Source organism: Winogradskyella pacifica (assembly GCF_013403915.1).
Lineage (GTDB): Bacteria > Bacteroidota > Bacteroidia > Flavobacteriales > Flavobacteriaceae > Winogradskyella > Winogradskyella pacifica.
Genome location: NZ_JABFDI010000011.1, coordinates 60,788 through 74,102, shown reverse-complemented (window position 1 = coordinate 74,102; position 13,315 = coordinate 60,788). Strand labels below are relative to the sequence as shown.

At 34.8% G+C, this 13,315-nt stretch carries 14 protein-coding genes; 5 read left to right on the top strand and 9 right to left on the bottom strand.

Translation table 11 applies throughout. From position 1 onward, the window contains the following. The first annotated feature begins 26 nt into the window (after positions 1–26). From HM984_RS11075 to HM984_RS11055, 5 genes are all read left to right on the top strand, one after another. Positions 27–1,451, top strand: a complete 1,425-nt coding sequence (locus HM984_RS11075; protein WP_179349215.1) for an L-serine ammonia-lyase — start codon at positions 27–29, stop codon at positions 1,449–1,451. A gap of 4 nt (positions 1,452–1,455) precedes the next feature. Then, the gene (locus HM984_RS11070; RefSeq protein ID WP_179349214.1) at positions 1,456–2,631 is read left to right on the top strand and encodes an SH3 domain-containing protein; all 1,176 of its coding nucleotides are present in this window, start codon (positions 1,456–1,458) and stop codon (positions 2,629–2,631) included. Positions 2,632–2,861: 230 nt separating this feature from the next. Then, positions 2,862–3,680 carry a 3-methyl-2-oxobutanoate hydroxymethyltransferase gene (panB, locus tag HM984_RS11065; protein ID WP_115812549.1) on the top strand — a complete coding sequence of 273 codons (819 nt, stop codon included), beginning with the start codon at positions 2,862–2,864 and terminating at the stop codon, positions 3,678–3,680. A 57-nt stretch (positions 3,681–3,737) separates the two neighbouring features. Then, the gene (locus HM984_RS11060) at positions 3,738–4,091 is read left to right on the top strand and encodes a four helix bundle protein (protein ID WP_179349213.1); all 354 of its coding nucleotides are present in this window, start codon (positions 3,738–3,740) and stop codon (positions 4,089–4,091) included. Positions 4,092–4,118: 27 nt separating this feature from the next. Further along, positions 4,119–4,820, top strand: a complete 702-nt coding sequence (locus HM984_RS11055; protein ID WP_179349212.1) for an RluA family pseudouridine synthase — start codon at positions 4,119–4,121, stop codon at positions 4,818–4,820. Here the strand turns inward: HM984_RS11055 and HM984_RS11050 are convergent. The 9 genes from HM984_RS11050 to HM984_RS11010 form a co-directional block, all read right to left on the bottom strand. After that, positions 4,817–5,482: a sensor histidine kinase gene (locus HM984_RS11050; protein WP_257018489.1), complete on the bottom strand. Its 666-nt coding sequence runs from the start codon at positions 5,480–5,482 to the stop codon at positions 4,817–4,819. The two genes, HM984_RS11055 and HM984_RS11050, sit on opposite strands and share 4 nt — an antisense overlap. A 98-nt stretch (positions 5,483–5,580) precedes the next feature. After that, entirely contained in the window at positions 5,581–6,285 is a 705-nt protein-coding gene (locus tag HM984_RS11045; RefSeq protein WP_179349210.1) for a hypothetical protein, read from the bottom strand. Between the two features lie 34 nt (positions 6,286–6,319). Further along, the gene (locus HM984_RS11040; RefSeq protein ID WP_179349209.1) at positions 6,320–6,832 is read right to left on the bottom strand and encodes a hypothetical protein; all 513 of its coding nucleotides are present in this window, start codon (positions 6,830–6,832) and stop codon (positions 6,320–6,322) included. An 87-nt stretch (positions 6,833–6,919) separates the two neighbouring features. After that, positions 6,920–7,768 carry a 5-oxoprolinase subunit C family protein gene (locus HM984_RS11035; protein WP_179349208.1) on the bottom strand — a complete coding sequence of 283 codons (849 nt, stop codon included), beginning with the start codon at positions 7,766–7,768 and terminating at the stop codon, positions 6,920–6,922. After that, positions 7,761–8,492 carry a 5-oxoprolinase subunit PxpB gene (gene pxpB, locus HM984_RS11030; protein WP_179349207.1) on the bottom strand — a complete coding sequence of 244 codons (732 nt, stop codon included), beginning with the start codon at positions 8,490–8,492 and terminating at the stop codon, positions 7,761–7,763. The genes HM984_RS11035 and pxpB overlap by 8 nt, the downstream gene beginning before the upstream one ends. Before the next feature lie 5 nt (positions 8,493–8,497). Continuing rightward, positions 8,498–9,241 (bottom strand): 5-oxoprolinase subunit PxpA, encoded by a 744-nt coding sequence (gene pxpA, locus HM984_RS11025; protein WP_179349206.1) that lies wholly within the window; start codon positions 9,239–9,241, stop codon positions 8,498–8,500. A gap of 1 nt (position 9,242) precedes the next feature. Beyond that, on the bottom strand, positions 9,243–10,466 hold the full coding sequence (locus HM984_RS11020) for an Nramp family divalent metal transporter (RefSeq protein WP_179349205.1): 1,224 nt from the start codon (positions 10,464–10,466) through the stop codon (positions 9,243–9,245). Further along, a complete protein-coding gene (locus HM984_RS11015) occupies positions 10,463–11,581 on the bottom strand; it encodes a DUF2891 domain-containing protein (RefSeq protein ID WP_179349204.1) in 1,119 nt (372 codons plus the stop codon). Before HM984_RS11015 ends, HM984_RS11020 begins: the two co-directional genes overlap by 4 nt. Before the next feature lie 137 nt (positions 11,582–11,718). After that, the gene (locus tag HM984_RS11010) at positions 11,719–13,257 is read right to left on the bottom strand and encodes a YifB family Mg chelatase-like AAA ATPase (RefSeq protein WP_179349203.1); all 1,539 of its coding nucleotides are present in this window, start codon (positions 13,255–13,257) and stop codon (positions 11,719–11,721) included. Between the last annotated feature and the right edge of the window lie 58 nt (positions 13,258–13,315).

Here is a 13,315-nt window from a genome sequence, read left to right as displayed (position 1 = left end):
GTAATATAATTAAAACGATTTCGTAGATGGAGTGTATTTCAGTTTTCGACATGCTAAAAATTGGTGTAGGCCCTTCAAGTTCTCATACATTAGGACCTTGGAGAGCAGCCGAACGTTGGATTAAAGAATTAAAAACTAAAAACCGTTTTGATAAGGTTGAAAAAATCACCGTAGACCTCTACGGTTCTTTATCTTTAACAGGAAAAGGACATGCCACAGATTTTGCTGTAATTTTAGGATTAACTGGTACTGATCCTGAGCGTATGCCTATAGAGGATATCGATACAATTATTACCGATGTTAAGACAAATCATGTTTTAAACTTTAATAACGAAAGAGCTATTCCTTTCGACTTTAAATCGAATATTATATTTAATCGTAAATCGTTACCATTTCATTCCAACGGAATGATTTTTACAGCACTAATTAACGGTAGAAATTATAAATCGACCTACTACTCTATTGGTGGTGGATTTGTGGTACAAGAAGAACGAAAAGTATCTAAAGCCAATAAAATAATTTTCTATTGTACATTTCCTTATCCTATTGCCTACGGAGAAGAGTTACTTAAGTTTTGTGACCAATTACAATTACCAATTTCTGGTGTGGTTTTAGAAAATGAAAAATCCATAAGAGATGAAGCCTCTATAGATTTTGAATTAAAACGTATTTGGAACACCATGCTAGAATGCATGTACACAGGTTGCCATACCGAAGGCAATTTACCTGGTGGATTAAACGTAAGACGACGTGCTTTTGACATGCACAAAAATATTATAGGAGATAATACTTATGAAAATCCTCAAGAATGGCTTGAGACCATTAGAAAAACGGAAGTTAAATTCCGCCAGATTTTAAAATGGGTCAGTTGTTTTGCTTTAGCAGTTAACGAAGTGAATGCCTCTTTGGGTCGTGTAGTTACTGCTCCAACAAATGGAAGTGCAGGCGTTATTCCGTCTGTATTAATGTATTATTTAGTGATTGAAAATCACGATGCTGGTTTTGACCACATTAAAAGATTCTTGCTAGTCGCGAGCGAAATTGGTAGTATCTTTAAAAAGAATGCCACTATTAGTGCTGCAATGGGAGGCTGTCAAGCCGAAATTGGAGTGTCCTCCGCAATGGCAGCCGGTGCCTTAACTGAATTATTAGGAGGCACACCAGAACAAGTTTTAGTTGCTGCAGAAATAGCGATGGAGCATCATTTAGGACTAACTTGTGATCCTATTGGTGGCTTAGTTCAAATACCATGTATTGAACGTAATTCTATGGGAGCAATTAAAGCCATTAATGCGGCAGAACTAGCTTTAGAAACTGATCCTAAAAACGTAAAAGTTCCACTTGATAAAGTGGTACAAACCATGTGGGAAACCGCAAAAGACATGAGCTCTAAATATAAAGAAACCTCTGAAGGTGGTTTAGCTGTTGGAGTTAACCTTACAGACTGTTAGACTTATGAGGTTAAAAATACTTTTTATATGTCTTTTTGTTTCAACGCTCATTCAGGCACAAAATCACAAATATTTAAACGCAGATACACGTCTTTACAACGAAGCTGATACGAATGAAGGCTTCAAGGGATATTTTAAAGTCAATGCACGCGTTGAAGTCCTTTCTGCACAAACAACCGATTGGAGTTTTGTTAAAGCGGATAATGACACTAAAGGCTATGTACCGTCAAAATACCTTTCAGACAAGCACAATTCAAATCAAAATATTGTAGAAGACAGCGACAATCCCATTTTAAATGGTGACAACTATTACGGAGGACACCATTTATTTGTAACTGTGGCCTCTTTAAGAGCGCGAAGTGAACCCAATTTATCTGGAGAAATCAGAACCATCTTAAGCATGGGGGAACCCGTACAAGTAAAGTATATACCTGTTGAAAAAGATGCATGGGTAAATATCTCTGACAACCGCTACATTCAAAGAAAATATCTTAATGAGCGTCCAGATTATGATGCTTTAGCATTGACTTACGCCAATATAGAAAAAAATAATATCGATGAACGCTTAAAGATTGCCGAACGCTTAGTAGAGTTAGCTTGGAATACCGGCTACGCTTATCTAAAATCTGCTTATCTTGTTTTACTAGATGTCGCCACGGATACAAATAATACAGCGTTGATAAAGTCTACACAAATGTATTTGACTTTAGCTGATGGTTTAGAACAGCCATTACCACAAGAAACGGTTACTAAATATATAGAGAAGGCAAGTTTTAAAATAAAAGGAGTGCAAACACACAAGCTAATTGTAGACTTAAATACTGTTATTGATACTTACGGTCAACCTTTCAAAATCGAAAATATAAGTGATGAATGTGGAGTTTACTATAGTGACACATTTTATCATTATAAAAACATGACGTTATCTGTTAATCCTGAAGAAAACTTGGCAGAAATTGTCGATATTATTTTAGATGAAAACAGCGTTTTTATTCTGAACGAAAACTCTATTATAGACCATACCATAACTGAAACTGAATTCATAAAATTATATTCTAAGTACATACGCACTAGCATACAAGATCTTCACACCTATACTATTTTCAATGATTATGGCGGCTATAACATCGTTTTCAAAAGCGGGAAGGTCTATAGTGTTACTGTTTTCAACCTTTGTTAGTTTTCTAGTATCTTTCAAATACATAATTCCCCAATGGTCTTCAACCAGCAATAACGGAAAAGAATAATACCAAAATGACTTATTTTTACATAAGGCTAAAACTTACAGGTCGCCCAAATGTTTACCATGTCTAGTTTGCAACTAATTACAGATTTGATAGTATTTGTGTCTTAGATTGATAATTATTTTAGCAAATCTCTTTACTTTTACAAACAACTAATAAAAACACAATGTCAACAGCAAAAAAAGAATACAAAAGAATCACCGTTAAGACTTTAGTAGATATGAAGTCTAAAGGTGAAAAAATATCAATGCTTACAGCCTATGATTACACCATGGCTAAAATTGTTGATGGTGCTGGTATTGACGTTATTTTAGTTGGTGATTCTGCCAGTAATGTTATGGCAGGACATGAAACCACATTACCAATCACATTAGATCAAATGATTTATCATGCATCCTCTGTAGTTAGAGCAATTGAACGCTCTTTGGTGGTGGTTGATTTGCCTTTTGGAAGTTACCAAAGTGACCCTAAAGAAGCGTTGCGTTCTGCTATTAGAATAATGAAAGAATCAGGTGGGCATGCTGTGAAGATGGAAGGCGGAAAAGAAGTAAAAGAATCTATAAAACGTATTCTAAATGCTGGAATCCCAGTAATGGGGCATTTAGGCTTAACACCACAGTCTATATATAAATTTGGAACGTACACGGTAAGAGCCAAAGAAGACCAAGAAGCAAAGCAATTAAAAGAAGATGCTTTAATGCTAGAAAAAGCGGGTTGTTTCGGAATTGTATTAGAGAAAATACCTGCTGCATTAGCAAAAGAAGTTGCTGAAAGCGTATCTATCCCTGTCATCGGTATTGGCGCTGGTGCTGGTGTTGACGGTCAGGTTTTAGTATTACATGATATGCTGGGAATGACTCATGAGTTTAACCCACGTTTTTTACGTCGTTATATGAATCTTTACGAGGAAATGACTACTGCTATTGGACAATATGTTGATGACGTCAAATCTGAGGATTTTCCGAATGATGAAGAGCAGTATTAATTTAGATTTTTAGATCCTTAGACTTTATTAGATTATTTAGATAGCTAAACTTAAAATATGGCTCATAAATTTAAAGAATTGCAGATTTGGAAAAGAAGTAGATTATTCTGCTCTGAAATTTATGCTATTACTTCAAAGTTTCCGGATTCAGAAAAATTTGGCTTAACTAATCAATTAAGAAGGGCTTCTGTTTCAATTCCCTCAAATATAGCTGAAGGATCTTCTAGAAATTCGAATAAGGATTTTGCTCGGTTTTTACAAATATCAATAGGTTCAGCCTATGAAATAGAAACTCAACTACTAATTTCTGCTGATTTAAATTTTATTGTAGAAAAAGAACTCCAATCATGCCTTTCGGAATTAGGTGAAATTATCAAAATGATTTCAAAGTTTAAATCTACTTTAATCTAATATTTTCTAAAAGTCTAAAGATCTAAAATGTCAAACAAAATCCTTTCTAACAAAAACAATCTACAGGTTATCCATGAAGACAATCACATCATAGTCGTTAACAAACGTGCTGGTGATATTGTACAAGGTGATAAAACAGGGGATAAACCTTTGAGTGAAGTGGTTAAATCGTATTTAAAAGATAAATACAACAAGGAAGGTAATGTTTATTTAGGTGTTGTACATCGTTTAGACCGACCAACGACGGGTATTGTTATGTTTGCAAAAACTAGTAAAGCATTACCTCGACTTAATAAATTGTTCGCAGAAAAAACAGCTAAAAAAACATATTGGGCTTTGGTGAAGAATCAACCACCTAAAACGAATGACACCTTAATTCATTGGTTAAAGAAGAATCCAAAAAACAATAAATCAACGGCGTATATTAAAGAAATTGACGCTAGTAAAAAAGCTATTTTACATTATAAAGTCATCCAAAAACTTGATAATTTCTTTTTATTAGAAATTGACTTAGAAACAGGAAGACATCATCAGATTCGCGTGCAATTAGCATCAATTGGTTGTCCTATAAAAGGCGATTTAAAATACGGGTTTGATCGCAGTAACAAAGATGCTAGCATTAGTTTACATGCCAGAACCTTAACATTTATGCATCCTGTAAAAAAAGAAAAAGTTTTCGTCACTGCACCTTTACCCAATGATCCTCTTTGGGATGCTTGCAATACTTAAATTTCTCTATAAGGGTATTTCAAATTAAGTATGGTGCCTCGTTCTAGTTGAGATTCTAACTGAAGAGTTGCATTCAATAATTCTGACCTTTTTTCCATATTAATAAGTCCAGATCCCTTCTCTGCATTACTTACATCAAAACCGATACCATCATCTTCTACTTTAATATTTAAGAATTGTTCTTCGTAATCTAAAGACACTAATAATTGTTCAGCTTCAGCATACTTTAAAGTATTTGAAAAAAATTCTTGAAGTATTCTAAATAAAATAATTTCATCTTTTTTGTTTTCAAAATTCACCTTCTCACCTGTTATTGACAAACGAGATTCTATGAGTCCTGATTTATTTAGACGTGCAACTTCATTTTTAACTGTAGCATCAAAACCTAAATTAAATATTATATCGCTATTCAATGATTTAGATAAGGCTCTTACTTCTTCTAATGAATCTTTTAAAGCACTTGCAGCATTTTCAACCTTAGACTTCACTTCATTTTTTGCAACACTCGCAGCAGCGCTCATTTGCATAGTTGCTAAAACTAACATTTGCCCGACATTATCGTGCAGTTCTCTACCGATATGTTTCAAGGTTTCTTCTTGTATTTCTTGTTGGGTTTTCACTAATTCTTCATCAAACACCTTTTGCTGGTTAACTTTATCCAAGAGTAATTGATTTTTACGCCGTTGAAATGTTGTAAAAAAAACAACAAAAACAACAATTAGTGTAAAGGTAAAGAAAATGACATACGAGATAAGTGCAATTAACTCATTGCTAATTGTTTCTTGTGCCTTAATGAATAAAGGAATGCAAATGTGTAACATGAATAAAGTAATATGTTAAAAGTATCTAGAAGCAATCCTCTAAAAACAATGAAATTTTCATTGACAGCATTGTAATACGAGTCAAAAATAAATAATGGAGTTAAACAAATATACCATAACGTAATCCCTAAACTTATATAAAATACATGTGATTTATAAAAGTTTAAAATTTGCTCACTTTGAATTAACTCTCTTAAATATAACAAGAACATAATGAAAAGGGCAAATGTCTGAACTGCCAAATTATAAGGCAGTGACATTATAAAGAAATCGCCAGATATTGAAAAATAGATCACTTTTAACACCGAGCCAATTAGAACAATTATTTTTATTATTCTGTGTGAGAAATCCTTATTGGTGTTTCTAATCATGAACATTCCAATAAGTATTAAGGAAATAAAATCATAAATATTATACAGCCACGTATTACTACTAATAATAGAGGATTCGATCCAATTAATTAAAGGAGTATCAAAATAACTATACAAGTAGGTATACATTGAAAACGTTTCGATGAATACGGTCACCCATAAATACCAAACAAATGGTCTTACAGCATCTTCTTTCGTTTTTAACCAATAATAAGAACCTGCTAAAGCTGCAGCTAACTCAAAATAATGAAATAACACATCGTAATTATCCACTTAAAGGTTTTATATTTTGAAAATTAAAAAAAGATTATTGAGGATAATTTGCACGAGGTGGCTTACCTTTTCCTCCATAGTTTAAGCCATCAGCATCTTCTAGATCACCTCCTCCGTCTTGTAAAGAAAATATACTGCCTTCAGATACATTCTTGTAACCTGTAGGCACGAAAAACAATGTGGCTAAGCCTTTTTCCTTAGGAGTGTCAGGATGAGCTCCAAGATACAAACGCAATCCATCTAAGGTATAACCGTTATCATTTGCTTGTTGTTTTGCATGAGCCAAATAATTCTCAATATCTTCTAATTTATACCAAGACGATCGGTTGTCTCCAGTTGGAGATCCTTTAAATAAAGAATCATTTATAATCTCATAACGCTCATTATAAGCTTGATCTAGAGTTTTAATCTGTTCAGGTGTGATTAGACCTGGTATTTTGTTAATTGTTGGTGGTTTTGTTGACATATTATGGTTGATGTTGAAGTAAAAATACATAGCTAGTGCTCCCAATACAATTCCTAAGACAAGTAATGCGAATTTTTTCATAATCAATGGTTGGTTTTATTAATAGTGACCGTAAATTATTGATTTTATTTAACATATAAAATTTAAATCAATCGTTTTCGCACAAGGTTAGTCTTTTAGTCTGATTTTTAGATTACTACCTGTAGTCTTCTGACTTAGAATGTTTATTGATTTTTCGGTGAATTGAAGAACTCTAGGATAACCACCTGTGGTTTGGCAATCTCGCATTAAAACAATAAGTTGTCCAGATGGAGTCAGTTGGACCGTTCCCGGCAAAACTGGCGACGTTAAAATAGATTCTAAATCATTTTGAATCAAAGGTCCGAGCTGATAAGCCATGCGATTATTGTATTTTAAAACCTGAAGTGTATCACTGAAAAGCAAATTTTGCTGGTTTTTAGAGAGTTTATCAAATTCTGGACCTTTTATGACGTCCAAAGTATCTTCATCCAAATAGGATGCATCAAACTTTAACTTTGCATTTTTAGGAAGTATTAATTTTGAAGATTTCATTGTATCTAAACAGTCATCCTTCTGGATTCGGAAACCATTCGTAATTCCTTTCAGCATACTTCTACTCCCTAAAACCATATCGGTTAAAAAGCCACCTTTTACTGCCATATAAGTTCTAAAACCAGACTCTAAGCGTCCAAAACTAATGGTATCACCATTATGTACAATAATGGATTTAAACATCGGAATAGCTTTGCCATTCAACTTCGGACTCATATCAGCACCAGTAATAGCAATTGTGGTAGATTTTAGAAATAACAAATCAGCTCCAGTCATGGTCATTTCCAAAACCGCAGCCGCTTTATCATTTCCAACAAACACATTTGCAAATTGACTAGAGTATGAATCCATAGCTCCAGAGATAGGCACACCATAATTACGATGGCCTAATCGCCCTTGATCTTGAATCGTGGAATAGAATCCTGTTTTTACTACCTTAATCATTTAATAATAACGTTTTGAAATCGAACTTTGGATTATTGATTTCGGACTTCATTTTTTGATGTTCTAATTTCGAAATTGGATGAAATTTCACCCTATCACCTGCCTTAATAAAACATGGTGGATTGTGTTTAGAATTGAATAATTCGATAGGTGAATTTCCAATAATATGCCAACCTCCTGGACTGTCTTGTGGATAGATTCCGGTTTGTTTTCCACCAATTCCAACTGACCCTTTTTTTATGTTTAGATTTGGTGTTAATTTTCGGTCTAAATGTAAGGTTGAATTGAGCCCTCCTAAATATAAAAACCCAGGTAAAAACCCGATAAAATACACCCTATAAATTGGGTCTGAATGCAATCTTATAATAGTATCTTTAGGCAACTTTATTTCTTCAGAATACGCTTCCAAATCCATGGCAAATTCAGGATCATAACAAACCGGAACCCTAAAGGTTTTTGATTCTATTTGTTTCAGATTTCTTTGGCTTGAGTATAGTTCTTTTAAGTCTAAAAACACATCATTGACATTATCAATAGTGATATTGTAAAATATTAATATTGAGCTATATGCGGAAATTACTTGAATTGATTGTTTAGTGTATTTATTTTCAATTTTTTCTTTAAAAATTAAGATGTCTTGAAGTATCTTTTCATCAATAATTGCTGGCCACTCTACCAAAATAGAATGCTCATTATACTGCGAATACTGAAGCTGAAAACTCATAATTATTATTGAATTTTAATATTATTTTTCACCAAGTTATCGGATAAATATTTCAAAATTTCAAGTGCATTTTCTGTGTCTCCATGCACACAAACTGTCGCTACTTTTATAGGCACTTCTACTCCATTTACGGACGTCACTTTTTGATGTTTTACCATACTCAAAACATGACTCAAAACAGCTTCTTTTTCATGTAAAATGGCATTACTATTTACCCTAGAAACTAGAGATAAATCATCGTTATAATTTCGGTCTGCAAAGGCTTCAAATTTAACTGTAATATTTTCACTTTTTGCTACTTCAGCTAATACCGAATTAAAAGGAGCATATAACTTAACTGGAGACGAAAGACTCTTTATGACTTCAATAATAACTCGTGCTGTTTTTTCATCTTTAGCTGCTAAATTATATAGTGCGCCATGAGGTTTTACATGATATAAATAAGCGCCTTCATTATGCAAAACCGTCTGCAAAGCACTCACCTGATGCCTTAAGCTCGCATACAAATCTGACGCAGAAAGCTGCATAATTTCTCTTCCGAAATTCAATGTATCAGGAAATGAAGGATGTGCCCCAATTTTTACATTATACTTTTTTGCTAGCCTAACGACTGCTTTCATGCTTTCTAAATCACCCGCATGTCCACCACAAGCTATATTACAAGAGGACAACAAAGGCATTAAATCCGTTTCATTACCGATACCCTCACCAACATCTGCATTAATATCTACACTAAATACCTCTTCCATTTTATATCACATTAAAAACGCTTAAAATTCCTTTGACTCCTAAAAAGATTGTAATAATTAAAATTATGACACCTAAAACATTCTGAAACTTCGAATTTACATAAGACCCTAAGACAGAAGATTTATTCATTACCCAGAGTAAAAACCCTGCTATAACAGGCAATAGAAATCCATTAGCAACTTGCGCAAATTTTATAATTTCAATAGATTTAAATCCAATACTCGAAAACACAACGCCCAATACCACAATCACCATCCAAACCGATTTAAACTTTTTAGATTTTAAATCCGCTTCCCAACCCAAACAGCCACTAGTTACAAATGCCGCAGCCAGCGGTGCTGTAATCGCACTTGTAATTCCTGCAGCGAACAAACCAATAGCTAAAAAGTATTTTGCAAAACTTCCGAACAATGGCTCTAAGCCCAACGCCAAGTCTGATGTATTTGTAATGGATTGTTTTTGAATCGCAGATGCCGCAATAATGATACACATGGATACCGTTCCGCCTAAAATCACCGCAACTAAAGTGTCTTTCTTTGCTATGGGTAAATCACTCTTTGACTTCCATTTGGTTTTCGCTAAAGACGCATGCAGAAAGAGATTGTACGGCACCACAGTTGTTCCAATTAAAGCTATAATTGTTAAAATACTTCCTTCTGGCGCAACAGGAATCACTATTGCTTTTAGGATTTCTAAAAGATTGGGTTTTGTGAGAATCGCTGTTGTTATAAAAGCAAAACTCATCAGAATCACCAAGAACACAAAGGTTTTTTCTAATACTTTGTAATTCCCGATATAAAGCAAAATAAAGGCAATAGCACCAATAATTAAACTCATAATATTGAGTTTAAGTTGACCTATTTCCCAAACCACATTCCCGACAATCGCTTCCATCCCCAAAGCACCACCACTAATGTTCCCTGCTTCATAGGCCGCATTCCCAATAACGATTGCACTAATAATTAGTAATACAGCAATGCCTTTTACGATTGGATGTTTAATTTCTTCTCTAATAATTTCAGACAAGCCTTTTTGCGATACGATTCCTAATCGCGCCGCCATCTCTTGCAATATAACGGTAGCAAAAATGGATAAAGCCATTGCCCACAATAATGCGAAACCAAAATTGACTCCTGCCAATGTGCAAACCGTCACTGTTCCCGGACCAATAAATGCCGCTGCAACTAATGGACCTGGACCTATATTTTTAAAGAATTTCCTCATTCTTTACCTATCGAATTTAGAGCGTAAATAGCAAAACTCCCTAACCAATGTCCGCCTTCATAGCTATCTCCAACAATACTAGGTAATGAATAATTAATATGTGCATTGGCTACATTTTGAAGATGCTTATATTCCGGCAAATCCTTAGCTATATAATTAAGACTCCATGCTCTTGAAAAGTTAACTCCATCAAGATGAACTAGTTTTCCATCAGTTCTATCCGAGACCTCACCGACTGCGATATCAAAATCATCATTACTAAGCTCTGGCATAAAATCGTTTATCCAAACTTTAAACTCCGCTACAGACAACACACGCTTCATTAAAGCCGCTTCCTCTAGACACGGAGATAAGAAATCAAAACCGCTCGGCTCCCATTCTATAGGACAATCTTGATCATCTTCATAGAAATCTTTCGCTCTTTGTTCTATTAATGTCTTTAATTCTATATGCTCAACAGCCACAGCATAATCATAAGCAAAACTCAACCCAAAAGCCGTATTTGGATGTTCTCCCACTCTAATTGGGTAATTTAATTTCGGTAAAAACTCTAAGTATTTTTCAACAATTAAATTCGTTAATGGTAGAAGATTAGCTTCTAACCGTCTCGCCACATCACTATCCCAAGTGTACAATTCTTCAGCTAACTTTAACAACCAAGCCCAACCATAGGTCCGTTCAAAAGATTTATTATACTGACCATCAAAGTATAGCAATTCTTGCGTTATATTTTCTTTCGATATATTTTGAAGCAATTTCCGCCCAATCTCCGCTCTATTTTCCAGATCAGGAAATTGCTTTAATAACGACACCAAACTCCAATGCCCATGAACTGCAGAATGCCAATCGAAACAGCCATAAAATGCTGGATGCAACTCTTGTGGTGTTTTTAAATCTAAAGCACTCCCAATGGTTTGTCCTAGTTTATTTGGGTATTCTGTATTAATACAATGTAATGGTAATTGCGCCAAGTGATTGGCCTGAATTAGACTTAGAGATGGTGTTCCTGCTATTTTTTCGGTCTCTAAAGCAGATTCAGTGGTGTTTTGATGCTCTTTTGTGTCACCACAACTTAATGCTAATAGAATTAATGAAAGTATGTATAGTTTGTTCATGTTTTGTTGTATTAAAAATATGGCTTTTGTGAAGATGGATGCTTCTCAGGCTAAAATAAAAAATATTTGACCGTAGTTGTCGCTTAAAATGACTTACTGGCTTATTAAATAGAGATTCCTGCATCCGCAGGAATTGACTATCCTAACCAGCCTTCGCGATCTAAACTGCGATACTGAATAGCTTCACTAATATGAGCACCCAAAACATCATCAGCACCTTCTAAATCAGCGATCGTTCTCCCTACTTTTAAAATTCTATCGTAAGCTCTAGCCGATAAATTTAGCCGCTCCATTGCTGATTTCAATAACTGCATGGAAGCCTCATCTAACTTACAATACCTCCGTATTTGCTTAGTGTTCATCTGTGCATTGTAATGAATGTTTGGCAAATCTTTAAAACGCTCCGTTTGGCGTTCTCTAGCTTTAGTCACGCGTTTTCTAATGTCTACTGAAGACTCACCATTACGCTCGTCTGCTAATTTTTCAAAAGGCACTGGAGTCACTTCGATATGAATATCAATTCGATCTAATAATGGTCCTGAGATTTTCCCCATATAACGTTGCATTTCCGCAGGAGATGATGTTATTGGCGAATCTGGATCATTAAAATAACCGCTCGGGCTCGGGTTCATACTGGCCACTAGCATAAATGATGATGGATAGGTAACTGTAAATTTCGCTCTAGAAATTGTCACTTCTCGATCCTCCAAAGGCTGACGCATTACTTCTAGAACTTCGCGTTTAAACTCTGGTAATTCATCTAAGAATAATACTCCATTATGTGACAAGGATATTTCACCAGGTTGCGGGTAACTTCCGCCGCCGACTAAAGCGACGTTCGAAATTGTGTGGTGAGGACTTCTAAAAGGCCGTTGTGCCATTAAACCCGTATGTTCTTTTACTCTACCAACAACCGAATGAATTTTAGTAGTCTCCAAAGCTTCGTGCAATGTCATTGGAGGCAGAATGCTTGGCAAACGCTTTGCTAACATGGTTTTCCCCGAACCCGGGGGACCAATTAAAATAATATTATGACCACCAGCTGCTGCAATTTCCATGCAACGCTTTATAGACTCTTGACCCTTAACATCTGAAAAATCGAATTCAGGGAAATCTAAATTTTTATAAAATTCTTCTCTTGTATTTATTATGGTTTGCTCTAAAGGCTCACCTTTATCGAAATGATTAATGACCTGCATGATGTTTTCGACACCAAAAACTTTTAAATCATCAACGATGGCGGCTTCTTTTGCATTTTGAATAGGCAATATAAAACCTTTAAACCCTTCTTCTCTCGCTTTTACAGCCATTGGCAAAGCACCTTTGAAAGGCTGTAAACTTCCATCCAAAGACAATTCCCCCATAATGAGGTAATCCTCTAAATTTTCTGCTTTAATTTGATTTGTTGCCGCTAATATTCCTAATGCCAAGGTTAAGTCATAAGCTGATCCCTCTTTCCGTAAATCGGCAGGAGCCATGTTGATGGTAATTTTTTTCCCTGGAATTCGGTAACCATTATTCTGAAGCGCAGCTGCAATACGATAATTACTTTCTTTAATGGCATTATCTGGAAGTCCAACTAAATGATAACCAACACCAATATCTACGTTTACCTCAACTGTTATAACAGAAGCCTCAACACCAAAAACAGCACTTGCGAAAACTTTTTTAAGCATGAATGATTAGTTTTCTTAAATGTAAGAAAACCAATGCAATAAAAAAACCTTTCAAAAC